The organism is Microbacterium songi, from assembly GCF_042747925.1.
Lineage (GTDB): Bacteria > Actinomycetota > Actinomycetes > Actinomycetales > Microbacteriaceae > Microbacterium.
This window is the reverse complement of the sequence record NZ_JBHZIE010000011.1, coordinates 17,159-31,314: the sequence shown is the minus strand read 5'-3', so window position 1 is coordinate 31,314 and position 14,156 is coordinate 17,159. Positions and strand designations below refer to the sequence as shown.

Here is a 14,156-nt window from a genome sequence, read left to right as displayed (position 1 = left end):
GCGCGTCAGAAGATCGCGACGGGGTTGATGGGCGAGCCGACGGCTCCGGTGATCGGAAGCGGCGGAGCCGAGAGCAGGAAGTCCCAGCGTCCGCGGGTCGCACACGCCTCGGCGAGTGCGTCCAGGTTCCACATCTCACCGATCGTGAGGCCCATGTTGGGGATGACGACCTGATGCAGCGGCTGGAAGGCGGCCGCATCGAATTCGTTCGGCCGCACCTCGAAGCCCCAGGTGTCGGTGGCGATCGCGGCGATCTCGGTGCGATGCAGCCACGCCGCCGTGGTGAGCGAGAGGCCGGGGGCGGGCCCGCCGGCGTAGTCGCCCCACCCGTTGCGGCGTGTGCGGGCGTACTGTCCCGTGCGCACCAGCACGATGTCGCCCCGACCGACCGTGACGTCCTGCGCCGCGGCGCAGGACTCGAGATCGGCCGTCGTGATCGCGTAGCCGTCGGCGAGCTCGCCGGTGTCGGGCTGCCGGTGGCGGCCGATGTCGAGCAGCACTCCGCGGGAGACGACGACGGATGCCGCGTGCTCGATGCCCGTCACGAGATCGCCCTCGCTCGTCACGACGTCTCCGGCGCGTCTGCCGTTCCAGGCGAAGCCGTGGTCGAAGATGTGGCCCAGGCCGTCCCACTGCGTGGAGCACTGGAGCGGCATGGCGATGACGTCATCGGCGCCGCCGATCCCGTGGGGGAAGCCCTGGTTGCCCCGCTCGGCGTCGACGCCGGTGTCGGTCATGGTGTGCACGGGGTTCGTGCGTCGACGCCAGCCCTTCTGGGGCCCGTCGGTGTCGAACGCCTGGGCGAGCGAGATGACCGTGCCGTCATGGACGAGGGACGCCGCTTCGACACGTTTGGCCGCATCGATGAAGTTGAGCGTGCCCAGCACGTCGTCCTCACCCCAGCGGCCCCAGTTGCGGAACGCCTCCGCGCGGGCGCCGATCTCCGCTTCGGGGTTCGCCCGGTCGAGGTCGGCCGGGTTCTCCGAGGGCCCGCTCAACGCACGGCCTCCGGCGCGACGCAGCGCACCACCTGGGTGCCGAGTCCCTCGATCGTTCCCGTCATGACGTCGCCGTCGCGCAGAAGCCGGCCCCAATGGGCACCGTTCCCGGCGGGGCTGCCGGTGAGGAGCAGGTCCCCGGGCAGGAGGGGCATGTTCTGGGACGCCGTGGAGACCAGTGCGGGGATGTCGAACAGCAGGTCGTCCGTCGAGGCGTCCTGCATGACCTGGTCGCCGAGCTCGAGGCGCACCTCGAGTCGATGCGGGTCGACGAACGATGCCGGCACGAGGAAGGGCCCGGTGGGGAGGAAGCCCGGCGCGTTCTTGCCCCGGTACCAGTCGGTGCCGATCTCCTTCATGTCCTGACGGAAGACGAGGTCGCGCGTCGTGATGTCGTTCACGATCGTGTACCCCGCCACGTGGTCCATGGCCTCGTCGCGACCGACCTGGAAGGCTTCGCGACCGATCACCACGGCCAGCTCGAGCTCCCAATCGTGCTGGTCGCTGTACGACGGCAGCACGAGTTCGACGTCATCGCCGACGACGGCCGCCGGCAGCCCGATGAAGAAGTACGGCTCGCCGTTCGCCTGGCGCTCGTCCATCATCTTGCCCGCCCACTCGCGCAGCTCCTCGACGGGGCGGGGATCGGTCTTCTGCCGGCCGGCCACGACGAGGTCGATGACGTGGGTGCGGTAGTTCGCGCCCGCCTGGAGCACCTGCCGCGGCTGCACCGGAGCCGTCAGCACGACGTCGGCCAGCGGCATCCATTCGTCGCCGCCGGCGTCCGCGAGCTCGCCCAGACGATCCCAGTCGGGTGCGGCGAGGAATGCGTTGAGGTCCGCGGCGCCGAGGTCGTCGGCACCGAGCGGGCGGATGCGGTCGCCGGCGACCAGGCCGAGGCGCACGTCGGCGCCCTCCCGGAATCGGGCGAGCGCGAAGGGGGCGGTGAGTCCGGTCGAAGTCATGGGGGTGCGATCTCCTCGCGTCATTGCGGTGGTGGATTCAGGATGCCTCGTCCGGGGGCCGCGTAGGCGACCCCCGTAAGGCTGTCAGCCCTATCCGTGCTTGGTGTAGGGGTTGAAGAGCGCTTCCTTGATCTCGTCGGGAACACCCTCTTCGGTCGCGCTCGGGCCGTCGGCCGCAGGGAACGACTCCGTCATCGACATCGGCATGGCGCCGTTGCGGTAGAAGTTGCTCGAGCCGAGCGACGGCTTCCAGGTGTTGGGTTCCCAGTCAGGCACGTAGTTGCGGTACCCGCCGGTGTTCAGCTCGATGCGCATGCTCGAGGGCTCGCGGTAGTAGAGGAACGTCTGCTCGCCGATGCCGTGGATCGACGGGCCGTACTCGATCGGGTAGCCCTGCTCCATGAGCACGTCGGCCGCGATCAGCAGCTCTTCGCGGGTGTCGACCCAGAAGGCGTAATGGTTCACGCGCCCGGCGCGGGTCGAGCCGTCGAGCACGACACCGAGGTCGTGCGACTTCTCGTTCGTGGTGAGGACGGAGAACACCGAGATGGGCGCCTCGTCGAGCACCGTCTTGGCCATGATGCGGAAGCCGAGCACCTCGTTGTACCAGGCGGCGAACGCGTCGACATCGCTGGTGGCGATCGTGACGTGGTCGAGCTGGCGCGGAGCTCCGGCGACCGTGCTGCGCTTCTCGGGGCGATCGGGATAGATCGACGCGACGTGTCCGGCGGCCTGATGGCGGGTGACGTCCCAGTGCAGCGTCATGCTGTGGCCCCACGGGCCGATGAAGCGGTAGGCGCGGCCGATATGCGGCACATCGTCGAGCCACTCGCCCTCGATGCCCGCGTCCTGCACGGCCTTCGCCGCGGCCTCGAGCGCCTCGGCGCTGGAGGTGCGCCACGCCATGGTGGCGAGCGTCGGCTCGTCTCCGGGCAGGACGACCAGCGAATACGCGTAGTAGTCGCCCCAGCAGCGCAGGTAGACGGCCCCGTCGACGCGATCGACGACGGTGAGGCCGACCTTGTCCTCATAGAACTTCACGGATGCCTCGACGTCGGGAGACGTGATGGCAACGTAGGACAAGTGGGAGAGCAGTTTGATCATCTTCGATCCTTTCGGTGGAGCGTGCGGGTGGTCCCAAGACCACTTTCGCCTGCCATCGACATATCAGGCAACGGCATATCGCCTATCCCCGTCATCGGGTTCATTTATGCGCAGGCACTGCCTGCAGAACAGCGTCCGCAACGCGGGCGTCCGCTGCGAGGTCGGCCAGATCAGTGGCGGAGCTGTCGCCGGCGAGCACATCCAGCGCCCGCCGCAGTGCCCCGCGCGCCGTCTCCTCGAACCTGTCGGGTGCGCGCAGCGAGCCGCGCTCGTCGAGCGTGTCGACCGTGCGGATGCGCGCCTCGGAATCGATGAGCACCTCCGTGCGCACCGCCCCGAGCCCCGACACCCGCAGGAGCGATCCCCGCCAGCCGCCGGTCGCCACGGCGAGCGAGAGACTGCACGGGAGGGCCCGGCCCGACGGAGGGACCGATTCGAGATGGGCGAGCACGCTGCCGCGCTGGACGGCCGAAGAGAGCATCCGGACGCCGCCTCCGCCGACGGCGCGCATCCATCCGATCGCGTCGCGCACGACGTCGGGCCGCGTGGTCACCGTGCACATCGCATCGACGAGGAGGATGTCGAGCGCGCCGGCGTCGCTGCGGCCGCGCAGGGCGTCCTCGATGACATCGACGCGGAGGGCGCTGCGGCTCACGATCACCGGGAGCCCACCGACCTGCGCTCGGAGATCGTCGAGCGCCGCGGCCGGCACGGGAGCGGGCTCCGCGATGACCAGCGCGGCCGCGCCGGACGTCGCCGCACTGAGCGCGCGTTCGATCCATCGCCCCGTCCCGTCGACCACCACGATCGCCCCCGACGGGGAATCCGTGCGGACAGCGGCGTTCGTGAGCTCTGCCAGCGCAGCGCGGTAGTCGCCTCGGTCGGTGCGGACGGCGGCCGGAGTGCGTCCCGGGTTCACGACCCCTCCCCCGTCCGGATCAGTGCCGCCGCGGCATCCGCGATGTCGATCGCATAGTGCGCATCGGCGAGCAGCTCGTCGTACTCCGTGGGTACGCCGTCGTCGAGGATCGCGGCCAGTGATCGCCACTCGTCCTCGTAACCATCCGATGCCTCGCCCGCGTGGGTGGTCCATCGTCCTTCGTCGGCGCGGACGCGCACCGAGGCGCTGCCGGCATGCACGAAAGGCGGGGGGAAGTCGACGTCGACCCGGTCGTTGTCCGTCGAGATCGAGAGGCGCCACAGGGTGTCGGCTCCCCCGCCGTGCATGACCGCGGCGAGGCGCACGAGCACGTCGCCCGCGCTGTAGCCGACGAGGTATCCGATCGGCGGGATGGCGCGGGCGAACTCGACACGGTCGAATCTCGGGGCCACGTCGCGCAAGAGCGGGATGTCGTGGATCGCGAGTCCGGTCAGCAGCTGACGCACGACGGATGCCGCGACCTCGGGGGTGCCGAAGTCGGGTCCCGGCCCCGGCGGCCGGGCGGCGCCCGTCGTCGCCGCATCCGTCACCAGTTCGTGGTAGCGACCATTCGGCGGGAGGGAGACCGTCACCGATACGGTGCGCACCCGCCCGCCCATCGCGGTCAGGTAGTGCTTCGCACGGCCCCACGCGGCGTCGTAGAGGTGATTGGTGCCGACCACGAGGGTCGTGCCGGCGGCGCGGCAGGCCTCGATCACGGCGTCGGCGTCAGGGCGGGTGGTGGCAATCGGCTTCTCGCAGAGGATCGCGCGCTTGCCGGCGGCCACCGCCGCTCGAAGGATTTCCGCGTGCCCGGCCGGAGGGCTGCAAAGGGCGACGACCTCGACCTCGGGGTCTGCCAGCAGCTCGGCGGTGTGCGACGAGGACCGCGCCGCCGTCCGCGCCGCGAGGTCGGCCGCCCGCCCGCTGCCACCGTCCGAGACGTGCACCACGCGGAAGTGATCGGGGAGCCGCGCGAGGGTGGGCAGGTGCAGAGCGGACACCCCCGGTCCTGCGCCGATGACGCCTACGCCTCGTGGCATCCGATCACTCCCTCGTGTCACTTACGTCGAAAGCATACTGAAGTGAGTGACGGTAGGGCGATACTCCGCGATGAATTCATCGTTCGTGCGGCACCTTGTGTCAAAATCAAGCATGGCAACCGAATCAACGCTCCGCTTCGGCGCGCAGACCGACGAGGTCACGAGTCTCCTGCGCATCGTGAACATGGTGCGTACCGGCGAAGCGGTGACGCGGCCCGAGATCGGCCGGGTCACCGGACTCGGGCGCGGCGTCGTGACCCAGCGCGTCGACCAGGCGATCGCGATGGGGTACCTCGATGACGCCGACTACGGCCCCTCATCCGGCGGCCGGGCCCCGCGCACACTCCGCTTCCGGTCGGAGCGCGGGCACATCATCGTGTGCGCGCTGGGCGCGCTGCACATCCATGTGGGTGTCGCGGCCCTCGAGGGCGACATCCTCGATCAGACCCATCGCGCGTGGGAGATCTCGCGCGGACCCGCGGAGACCATCGACGCCGTCATGGAGATGATCGACGAGGTCCTCGGGCGCCGAGAAGACGTGCCCATCTGGGCGATCGTCGTCGGCGTGCCCGGCCCCGTCGACTTCGCCTCGGGTCGACCCGTCGCGCCGCCGATCATGCCGGGATGGAACGGCTTCGACGTCCGTCGGCGCTTCGAACAGCGGTTCCAGGCGCCGGTCTGGGTCGACAACGACGTGAACCTCCTCGCTCTCGGGGAACGTGCTCGTCGCGCTGACGCCCACACGGATCTCATCTACTGCAAGATCGGGTCGGGGATCGGTGCCGGCCTGCTCTCGCAGGGTCGCATCCACCGTGGAGCCAACGGGTCGGCCGGAGACATCGGGCACGTTCGCGTCGGCGATTCCACCGCGCAGTGCCGCTGCGGCAAGACCGGATGCCTCGAAGCAGTCGCCGGCGGGTGGGCGCTGGTACGCGATGCGGAAGCCGCGATCGCCGAGGGCGCACAGGGCTATCTGGCCGCCGAAGCCGCTGAGGGCATCGCACCCACCCCCGAGAGCATCGCGCGCTCCGCGGAGGACGGCGATGCGCTGGCCATCACCCTCATCCAGCGATCGGCACGACTCGTCGGTGAGGCGATCTCGGCGTTGGTCAACATGTTCAACCCCGGCGTCATCGTCCTCGGCGGCGCCGTCGTCTCCGCCGGTGAAGTGTTCCTCGCCGAGGTGCGTCAGCGCGTCTACGAGCTCTCGCTCCCGCTCGCCACCCGTGATCTCCGCATCGTGCAGTCCGTCGACGATCCTCGCGAGCCGCTGCGCGGCGGAGCCGAGCTCGCCCGCGAGCAGCTGTTCGAGGCGACCTTCCCGAGGTGGTTCGCCGAGGGGCATCCCCGGCTCATGGAGGCCGGTGTGACGGCGCCGTAGCGTCCGTACGACGGATACTTCTTCCTGTTTCCTACTTAAGCGTGTAGGTTCTCCTCGTAAGCCGGAATCGACCGATGATCGAGACACGAGGATGTGCCATGACACTGACGGCGTTGCGCGACGACGCGCTCGCGGCGACAGCCGACGGATTCGCACTGCGTCTGGGTCTCCCGTGGATCCGCTCCCTCCCGATCGCATCACTGGCGGGCCTCCATGTCGAGATCGACGGCGATACCGTGACGCCGCTGCAGGTGGACGTCAACGGGCGGCAGGTCGAGGCATCCGCTCTCGCTGACGAGGCCGCATGGTGGTTCCTGCAGGATCGCCTGATCGTGCGCGGCGACCGGGGCGTCGGCGCGGGCGCGCACCGGGTCATCGTGTCGTTCGACCTCGTCATTCCCTACCTTCAGATCCGCCCGGACGGCCCGCTGACACTGCCCTTCCGCATCGAGCGGACGCTGGTGACGGATGCTGCGCCCGCTGCGCCGCTCTCCCCCGTCATCGACCCGCACACCGGCGCGCCGGTGCTCGCTCCGCGGGGGTCTGCGCGAGACGACACGACGCCTCCGGACCTGCCCGCTGCGTGGTCCTTGACGGCGAGCGCCTTCAACTGGACGCCCGAGGTGATCCTCGCCGAACGCGCCGCCACGGACATCGCGGCGGGGATCATCGCGGACGGCATCGCCGAGGCCATCGAGGTCGAACCGGGCCAGCTGTGGCGGTCGTTCCCCGAGCCCGACGCTGCCGAGGTGGAGGCGCTGCGCGAAACCCTCGAAGCCCTCGGCGGGCGGGTGAGCATCGTCGGGGCGAGCCTGGACGACTGGCTGCCCGGTAGCCGGAGGCGCGATGAGGAGGAGCGGCTGGCGTTCCTCGTTCCGCAGCTGAAGGACGCCAGACGCATGGGGGCCCTCGGAGTGAGACTGCCGATCGGGCAGGCCGGCGAACCTCTCCTGCGGAAGGTGCGGCCCCTGCTGCACGATCTCGACCTGGTGCTCTTCGAGGAGATCCAGGGTCAGCAGACGCCGGGGAGCGCGTCCGCGGGCGTGGCCATCGACACGATCGGACTCATCGACGACCCGCACATCCGGCTCCTCGTCGACGTCAGCATGCTCATGCCGTCCGTGCCCGAGAGCTACCTGGAGCAGTTGCAGCGTGGTGGCGTGGCCCTCGAGCTGATCACCCGGCTGCGGAACGAGTGGCGCGACCCCGCGACGGTCGAAGCGATCGTCGACCTCCTCCGCTCCGGCGGCGTTCCTCCGCAGATCCACACGCTCTACATGGACATGCTGGTGCGGTTCGGACGCTCGGACGCCACGGTGCTGCGCAGCATCCTGCCGCTCGTGGGGGCATTCCATCTGAAGTTCTGGGATCTCGACGACGCGGACGGCCGCGTTTCCGAGCCCATCCGCGATCTGGGCGCGCTGCTCGCTCCGACCGCGTTCGCCGGAACCCTCACGAGCGAGTGGGGCGGCCACGAATGGCTCGATGCCGACCCCTCGGAGATGACGCGGGCACATCTCGCCCTCGCTCGCGGAGCACTCGCCGCGGGCTCACGCCCTCTCGCATGACCCCCCTCACACAGACAGGAAGACCATGACCGACGTCCTGAACGTGCTCATCCTCTCGGGCCACATGACCCGGGAGCACGACAACGAGCACCGCAGCTTCCGCCAGCACAACCAGTGGCTCACAACGCTTCTGGAAGACACCGGGCGGTTCCGCGTGCGCGTCACCGAGGATCCCCGCGGACTCACCGCCGCCATCATCGACAAGTACGACGCGATCGTCGTGGTCTTCGAAGGCCGCGACGGCTACCACGAGAAGGGCACCGGGTTCGGAGCCGAGACCGACGCCGCGCTGCTGCGCTTCGTGCACGACGAGGGCAAGGGCATCGTCTGGTTCCACGGGTCGGCCGTTCAGGAGGACGACTGGGGCTACCCCGAGGAGTACAACATCATGCGTGGCGCGAAGCTGAGCGTGCCCACGGGACTGCGTCCCCGGCCGTGGGGTGAAGCGCTGCTGAGCATCGCGGCGCCCGGCCATCCGATCACCGACGGCATCGCCAAGCCGTGGACGGTGACGGGCGACGACATCCTGGTCGGCGTCGAGCTGTACCCCGGTGCACAGGTGCTGCTGACGACGTTCGACGATCTCGAGTCCTACGAGACGGCACCCGTGTGGCCGATGTCGCACTACCCGGTGATGATCCCCGACGAGGGCAAGGCGGCGATGCCCGGCGTGAACACCGACCAGCCGATCGCCTGGGTCAACGAGTACGGGGCCGGCAGGTCGTTCACCATCACGATCGGTCATGACATCGACACGTTCCGCCGCATCGAGTTCATCCGGATGTTCCCCCGCGGTGTCGAGTGGGCTGCGACCGGGGAGGTCTCGCTCGGGGGTCCCGACCGCCGCGGCGAGCGTCGCTTCCTCCCGTGGCCGTATTACAACCACGAGGGCTGAGACGCCTCACTTGCTGCTGAACGCCGCGTCGAATGCTGCCGCCGGCGGCGTGATCTCGTTCAGGCGGCGTACGAAGGCGAGCGCCTCCGGTGCGCCCACGAGGCGATCCATGCCCGCGTCTTCCCATTCGACGCTGGTGGGACCCTCGTAGCCGATCGAATTGAGCGCACGGAACAGCGGTTCCCAGCGGACCGCACCGTGCCCGGTCGAGACGAACGTCCACCCGCGGCGCGGGTCCGCCCACGGTCGATGCGATCCCAGGACGCCGTTGCGTCCGTCGAGGTTGGTGATCGATTCCTTCACGTGCACGTGGAAGATGTGGTCGGCGAAGTCCAGCACGAATGCGACGTAGTCGAGCTGCTGCCATACGAAGTGCGACGGGTCGAAGTTGAATCCGAAGCTCTTGCGGTGCCCGATCGCGGCGAGCGTGTCCTTCGCCGTCCAGTAGTCGTAGGCGATCTCGCTGGGGTGCACCTCGAGCGCGAAGCGCACGCCGACCTCTTCGAAGACGTCGAGGATCGGGTTGAAGCGATCGGCGAAGTCCTGGTAGCCACGGGCGATGAACTCGTCGGACGCCGGCGGGAACATCGCGACGGCCTTCCAGATCGATGACCCGCTGAAACCGTTCACGGTGGTGACTCCGAGCTTCGCCGCGAAACGGGCCGTGTCCTTGAGGTCCTGCGCAGCGCGCTGACGCACACCTTCGGGGTCGCCGTCGCCCCACACACGGTCGGACAGGATGTCGCGGTGACGCTCGTCGATCGGGTCGTCACAGACCGCCTGCCCCGTGAGGTGGTTCGAGATCGCATAGACCTTCAGCCCGTTGCGCTCGAGGATGTCGAGCCTGCTCTGAACATAGTCGGCGTCATCCCAGCGGGAGACGTCGATGTGGTCGCCCCAGCAGGCGATCTCGAGACCGTCGTAGCCCCACTCGCCGGCGAGCCGTGCGACTTCTTCGAACGGGAGGTCGGCCCATTGACCGGTGAACAGAGTGATCGGACGCGCCATGGTCGTTTCTCCTAACGGACTTTCGCGGGGGCTTCGGTGCGCACCCACGTGGAATCATTCTCGGACGACTCTTCCACCGCGGCCAGCACACGCTGCACCGACAGGCCATCTTCGAAGGAAGGATGTGGCGACGTCCCGTCGACGACCGCGGTCACCAGGTCGACGACCTGGTGCGTGAACCCGTGCTCGTACCCGAGCATGTGACCCGCCGGCCACCATGCCGAGACGTACGGGTGCACGGGCTCCGTGACGAGGATCTTCGTGAAGCCCTGCCGGTCCTCGGGCGTCGTCCGGTCGTAGAACTGCAGACTGTTGAGGTCTTCGAGGTCGAACGCCAGTGCACCCGCGGAGCCCGAGACCTCGATGGTGAGAGCGTTCTTCCTGCCGGTCGCGAATCGTGTCGCCTCGAACGAGGCCAGCGCACCGCCCGCCAGGCGACCGGTGAAGATCGCCACATCGTCGACCGTCACGTCGCCGACACCCTCCCCAGCAGTGCCGGAGAGACCGGATCCCGCCCCCTGCAGCGGACGCTGCGTCACGATCGTGTCGAGCACGCCGGTGACGGCCTCGACCTTCTGGCCCGTGACGAACTGGGTCATGTCGATGATGTGCGCGCCGATGTCGCCCAGGGCGCCTGAACCCGCGTGCTCCTTCTGCAGGCGCCAGGCGAGCGGCATGCCGGGGTCGACCAGCCAGTCCTGCCGGTACGCCGCGCGCACCTGCTGGACGGTGCCGACGACGCCCTCGGCGATCAGGTCGCGCAAAAGTGTCACGGCGGGAACGCGGCGGTAGGTGAAGCCCACCATCGACCGCATACCCTTCGCCTCCGCCCTCGCGGCGGCGTCCGCCATGGCCTCCGCCTCGGCGACCGTGTTCGCCAGGGGCTTCTCGCACAGGACGTGCTTGCCGGCGGCGAGCGCCGCGATCGCGATCTCGGCGTGCGAATCGCCGGGCGTCACGATGTCGACGACGTCGATGTCGTCGCGCGCGATCACTTCACGCCAGTCGGTTGACGATTCCGCCCAGCCCCACGTGGCTGCGGCATCCGCCACCGCATCGGCGTTGCGCCCGACCACGACCGCCATCTCGACCTCGGCGGGCAGCACGAACATCCGCGGCGCCTGACGCCACCCCACGGAGTGGGTGGCACCCATGAATCCGTAGCCGATCATGGCCACCCGCAGCGGGCGGCGGTCCTGCGTCATGCCAGGACGACTTCGCGCTCGACGGGAACGCGGTTCGTCACATATCGCCCGGGTCCGCCATCGGTGCCGGGCATGATCTGCATGTAGAGCAGCCGCATCGTCAGCACCACCTCGACGGTGAACTTCTCCCCGGGCGCCGGTGGATTCTCGAGGGAGATCACAACATCGGGACGTTCCGCGACGAACCAGAGCGTGTCGGACTGCTCGGGGAGCTCGCTGATCTCGTACGAGTGGCCCTCGAGCACGAAGCGGAGGTTCTCCTCCGGCACCGGGATGCCGTTGACGGATGCCGCGACCCCGTCGACCGCGGACAACCAGAGGCTGCGGTACCAGGGGATCTGCAGGGAGACGGCGAGTCCGTCATCCGTCCGGCGGACGTCCTTCTCGGCGAAGAGTGAATTGTGTGTGGCCATTGCGGGCTCCTTGGTCAGGCGATGATCGTGAAAAGGTTCGCGGCCCTCAGGCCGACTGGCGCTGCGCGACGGTGTCTTCGATCGCACGACGCATCAGCGTGTGCTGCTTCTTGACGAGGTCGATCGGGTCGGACTCGCCGAGGTCGGAGAACGCGTGACCCTCCCACTCGCTCGAGAGGTAGCCCTGGTATCCGCCCTTGACGAACTGCTCGACGATCCGCGGGATGTCCATCGCGGGTTCTTCGCCGTCGGCGCCGATGTCGTAGAACTTCGCGTGCACGTGGAAGATCTGCGGCATGATGTCCAGCCACTCCTCCGGCGGCACCAATCCGTGCATGTTGAACGCCAGGCGGGTGAACGGTCCGAAGCGGAGGAAGTCGACACCCTCGCCGGACAGGTAGTCCTCGAACTTCTGGTTGCGCACGTACATCGGTGTCGGCTCGTGCCAGATCTCGTCCATGACGGGGAAGTGCTTCTCGTCCATGCCCATCTGCCCGAGGGTGCGCATGAGAGTGGGCGACAGGCTGTGCATCGTCGAGGAGAAGTCCGCGGTGAAGCCGAGCCGATCGGACTGCAGCTCGTCGTACATCTCCCGCATCTGCAGCACCTGGGGGTCATTCGGGCCCGACGGCGCGTGGATCTCGTAGCCCAGCTTCTGGTCGTACTTCTCCGCGAGCGGGAGGAGGCTGCGCAGCAGCTCCTTGCCGTGCGAGCGGATGACGACCCTCTTGAAGCCGAGCGTGTGAGCGGTCTTCAGCTGGCGGGCGAGGAAGTCGTGCTCCTCGTCGGGCGTCATGTCACGGTCCTTGCGGCGCCCCATGTCGAGGTTCGTGCCGACCGCGCTGGCTTCCAGCCCGTACTTCTCCAGGCTGTCGAACCAGAGCTTGACGAAGTCGGAATCGACATCGGGATAGGTCCGCAGCAGCTGCGCGATGTTGAACTCGACGCCGGGACCGATGCCCTCGTCGGCGACGGCCTTGATGAGCGTCTCGGGCGTGTAGAGCCCCGCGGCGAACTCGCTCGTCATGGAGTAGAGGGTGGTCCCGAGCTTGATGCCGGTGCCGGCGATGCCGTTGTCTTCAGTCATGTCGATCCTTCCGAGTCAGCCGTGGACGGGCTGTGCGAGGTGGGTGGAGAAGATGCTTCGCGCCTCCGCGGCATCCGTGATCATGCGTGATCCGGCATCCTGCGCGGCGGAGCGCTGGACGGCCTGCTCACCGGCGATGATCGCGAACGGGCTCTGCCAGTGGTTCCAGTGCCAACCCTCGTACTCGCTCGAGACCGCTCCGGAGTAGCCGTTCTTGACGAGGAGACGGATGAGATCGCGGACGGGCACCGACGGCTCTTCGCCGTTCTCGTCGATGCCGAAGAACTTGCCGTGCACGTGGCGCACCCACGGCATGATCTCGAGCCAGTCGTCGACGCGGGCGGGACCGAACAGTCCCGTGCCGTTGATGCCGAAGTCGATGCCCAGGTCGGGGCGGCCGTTCTGCGCAGCCAGGCCGATGAACGAACCGAAGCGCCGACCATGGACGGCCTGATCGGCGGGAGGGCCTTCCTGGTAGTACATGTTCCAGAGGTCGACCACCTTGGCGAGCAGCTCCTCCGACGCACCGCGACGGCGATAGGCCTCGATGAGCGACGGTGCAAAGCCGCTCACGGTCGCGCCCCAGTCCATCGTGAAGCCGAGGTAAGGGGACGCGACCTTCTCATACCGGTCGCGGAGCGCGAGGATCCGCGGGTGCGACGCGTACTGGTCGGCGTGCACTTCGAGCGCAAGGGTCACGCCGTGGTCTTCGGCGATCGGAGCGAGCCGCTCCATCGAGTCGGGCTCGATCGAGATCTGCACGCGGGCGATGGGGAAGCCGAGCTTCGCCGCCGCCTTGATCTGCAACGTCATGTAGTCGACGAGCTCGTCCTGCGTGAGAAGGCGATCGCGATGGATGCCGATGTCAGCGTTCACGGCGAGGGATGTCGTGACCAGACCGACCTCGTCGACGAGATCGCGGAACCAGCCGGCGAACGAATCCTCGATCGCCGGGAACCCGCGGAAGCTCGAGAACCCGATGATCTCCAGGCCCGGACCGTAGCCCTCGGCGGCGACCTTGCGGATGAGCTGCTCGAGGTCGTACTCGCGGCCGTGGAACGCCCGCGTGAAGCTGTAGAGCGTGACGCCCTGGATCGGCGTGCCGAGACCACTCATGCCGCTACCGCCTTCATCTTCTTGGTGTCGTGTTCTTCGATGTGCAGCGTCTCGGAGTCCGAGATGATGATGTACGGGATGTACAGCGTGAGGTCGACACGCACGTCGTGTTCACCGTCCGCGTCGACCGGCAGCTCGCCCGAGAGCACAGCGGAGTCGACCGGGAACCACCACTCGCTCGTCTCGTCGACGAGCTCGTCGAAGCGGAACTCGCGGCCGTTCATCCCCCAGCGCAGCGACTCGGCCGGCGCCTCGACGCCGTCGATGCTCAGCTTCGCTCCGGCGATGCACGACCCGGGCAGGGCGCGGTACCACGGCAGTCGGACTTCGACCGAGGCGCGAGGGCCGTGGGTCGTGAGCGTTCCCTGCTCGATGATGCGATCGGGGATCACGAGAACCTCCAGGTTCGTGGCCGACGGTGTCGGCCGGACGTCTTTGTCATTCTTTCTACAGT

14 protein-coding genes are annotated in these 14,156 nt (G+C 68.4%); 3 read left to right on the top strand and 11 right to left on the bottom strand.

Translation table 11 applies throughout. The features are described 5' to 3' along the window. Positions 1 to 5 precede the first annotated feature (5 nt). The 5 genes from ACFM35_RS14045 to ACFM35_RS14025 form a co-directional block, all read right to left on the bottom strand. A complete protein-coding gene (locus ACFM35_RS14045) occupies positions 6 to 998 on the bottom strand; it encodes a cyclase family protein (protein ID WP_378843112.1) in 993 nt (330 codons plus the stop codon). Beyond that, positions 995 to 1,963, bottom strand: a complete 969-nt coding sequence (locus ACFM35_RS14040; RefSeq protein WP_378843110.1) for a fumarylacetoacetate hydrolase family protein — start codon at positions 1,961 to 1,963, stop codon at positions 995 to 997. Before ACFM35_RS14040 ends, ACFM35_RS14045 begins: the two co-directional genes overlap by 4 nt. Before the next feature lie 90 nt (positions 1,964 to 2,053). Then, the gene (locus ACFM35_RS14035) at positions 2,054 to 3,067 is read right to left on the bottom strand and encodes a VOC family protein (protein WP_378843108.1); all 1,014 of its coding nucleotides are present in this window, start codon (positions 3,065 to 3,067) and stop codon (positions 2,054 to 2,056) included. A 100-nt stretch (positions 3,068 to 3,167) separates the two neighbouring features. Continuing rightward, positions 3,168 to 3,986 carry a hypothetical protein gene (locus ACFM35_RS14030; protein WP_378843106.1) on the bottom strand — a complete coding sequence of 273 codons (819 nt, stop codon included), beginning with the start codon at positions 3,984 to 3,986 and terminating at the stop codon, positions 3,168 to 3,170. Continuing rightward, positions 3,983 to 5,029 (bottom strand): Gfo/Idh/MocA family protein, encoded by a 1,047-nt coding sequence (locus tag ACFM35_RS14025; protein ID WP_378843104.1) that lies wholly within the window; start codon positions 5,027 to 5,029, stop codon positions 3,983 to 3,985. The genes ACFM35_RS14030 and ACFM35_RS14025 overlap by 4 nt, the downstream gene beginning before the upstream one ends. A gap of 112 nt (positions 5,030 to 5,141) precedes the next feature. On the opposite strand from ACFM35_RS14025, the gene ACFM35_RS14020 reads away from it, so the two are divergent. The 3 genes from ACFM35_RS14020 to ACFM35_RS14010 all read left to right on the top strand — a co-directional run bounded on the left by ACFM35_RS14020 (position 5,142) and on the right by ACFM35_RS14010 (position 8,873). After that, positions 5,142 to 6,410, top strand: a complete 1,269-nt coding sequence (locus ACFM35_RS14020) for an ROK family protein (RefSeq protein WP_378843102.1) — start codon at positions 5,142 to 5,144, stop codon at positions 6,408 to 6,410. Between the two features lie 98 nt (positions 6,411 to 6,508). Next, positions 6,509 to 7,978: an apurinic/apyrimidinic endonuclease family protein gene (locus ACFM35_RS14015; RefSeq protein ID WP_378843100.1), complete on the top strand. Its 1,470-nt coding sequence runs from the start codon at positions 6,509 to 6,511 to the stop codon at positions 7,976 to 7,978. 25 nt (positions 7,979 to 8,003) lie between these two features. After that, complete coding sequence (locus ACFM35_RS14010) at positions 8,004 to 8,873, top strand: ThuA domain-containing protein (RefSeq protein WP_378843098.1); 870 nt, start codon at positions 8,004 to 8,006, stop codon at positions 8,871 to 8,873. 6 nt (positions 8,874 to 8,879) lie between these two features. Here ACFM35_RS14010 and ACFM35_RS14005 read toward each other — a convergent pair whose 3' ends face one another. The 6 genes from ACFM35_RS14005 to ACFM35_RS13980 are packed head-to-tail and all read right to left on the bottom strand — an operon-like array spanning position 8,880 to position 14,094. Further along, a complete protein-coding gene (locus tag ACFM35_RS14005; protein WP_378843096.1) occupies positions 8,880 to 9,881 on the bottom strand; it encodes a sugar phosphate isomerase/epimerase family protein in 1,002 nt (333 codons plus the stop codon). Between the two features lie 11 nt (positions 9,882 to 9,892). Continuing rightward, entirely contained in the window at positions 9,893 to 11,086 is a 1,194-nt protein-coding gene (locus ACFM35_RS14000; RefSeq protein ID WP_378843094.1) for a Gfo/Idh/MocA family protein, read from the bottom strand. Further along, positions 11,083 to 11,499, bottom strand: coding sequence for a C-glycoside deglycosidase beta subunit domain-containing protein (locus ACFM35_RS13995; RefSeq protein WP_378843092.1), 417 nt, complete (start codon positions 11,497 to 11,499; stop codon positions 11,083 to 11,085). Before ACFM35_RS13995 ends, ACFM35_RS14000 begins: the two co-directional genes overlap by 4 nt. Positions 11,500 to 11,545: 46 nt before the next feature. Beyond that, positions 11,546 to 12,586 carry a sugar phosphate isomerase/epimerase family protein gene (locus tag ACFM35_RS13990; RefSeq protein ID WP_378843091.1) on the bottom strand — a complete coding sequence of 347 codons (1,041 nt, stop codon included), beginning with the start codon at positions 12,584 to 12,586 and terminating at the stop codon, positions 11,546 to 11,548. Between the two features lie 15 nt (positions 12,587 to 12,601). After that, positions 12,602 to 13,702, bottom strand: coding sequence for a sugar phosphate isomerase/epimerase family protein (locus ACFM35_RS13985; RefSeq protein WP_378843089.1), 1,101 nt, complete (start codon positions 13,700 to 13,702; stop codon positions 12,602 to 12,604). Further along, complete coding sequence (locus ACFM35_RS13980) at positions 13,699 to 14,094, bottom strand: C-glycoside deglycosidase beta subunit domain-containing protein (protein ID WP_378843087.1); 396 nt, start codon at positions 14,092 to 14,094, stop codon at positions 13,699 to 13,701. The genes ACFM35_RS13985 and ACFM35_RS13980 overlap by 4 nt, the downstream gene beginning before the upstream one ends. Positions 14,095 to 14,156 lie beyond the last annotated feature (62 nt).

Excerpts from the sequence above, each read along its gene's own strand:
- ACFM35_RS14040 (WP_378843110.1), bottom strand. The coding sequence starts at position 1,963 with ATGACTTCGACCGGACTCACCGCCCCCTTCGCGCTCGCCCGATTCCGG.
- ACFM35_RS14035 (WP_378843108.1), bottom strand. The coding sequence starts at position 3,067 with ATGATCAAACTGCTCTCCCACTTGTCCTACGTTGCCATCACGTCTCCC.
- ACFM35_RS14025 (WP_378843104.1), bottom strand. The coding sequence starts at position 5,029 with ATGCCACGAGGCGTAGGCGTCATCGGCGCAGGACCGGGGGTGTCCGCT.
- ACFM35_RS14020 (WP_378843102.1), top strand. The coding sequence starts at position 5,142 with ATGGCAACCGAATCAACGCTCCGCTTCGGCGCGCAGACCGACGAGGTC.
- ACFM35_RS14015 (WP_378843100.1), top strand. The coding sequence starts at position 6,509 with ATGACACTGACGGCGTTGCGCGACGACGCGCTCGCGGCGACAGCCGAC.
- ACFM35_RS14010 (WP_378843098.1), top strand. The coding sequence starts at position 8,004 with ATGACCGACGTCCTGAACGTGCTCATCCTCTCGGGCCACATGACCCGG.
- ACFM35_RS14005 (WP_378843096.1), bottom strand. The coding sequence starts at position 9,881 with ATGGCGCGTCCGATCACTCTGTTCACCGGTCAATGGGCCGACCTCCCG.
- ACFM35_RS14000 (WP_378843094.1), bottom strand. The coding sequence starts at position 11,086 with ATGACGCAGGACCGCCGCCCGCTGCGGGTGGCCATGATCGGCTACGGA.
- ACFM35_RS13995 (WP_378843092.1), bottom strand. The coding sequence starts at position 11,499 with ATGGCCACACACAATTCACTCTTCGCCGAGAAGGACGTCCGCCGGACG.
- ACFM35_RS13990 (WP_378843091.1), bottom strand. The coding sequence starts at position 12,586 with ATGACTGAAGACAACGGCATCGCCGGCACCGGCATCAAGCTCGGGACC.
- ACFM35_RS13985 (WP_378843089.1), bottom strand. The coding sequence starts at position 13,702 with ATGAGTGGTCTCGGCACGCCGATCCAGGGCGTCACGCTCTACAGCTTC.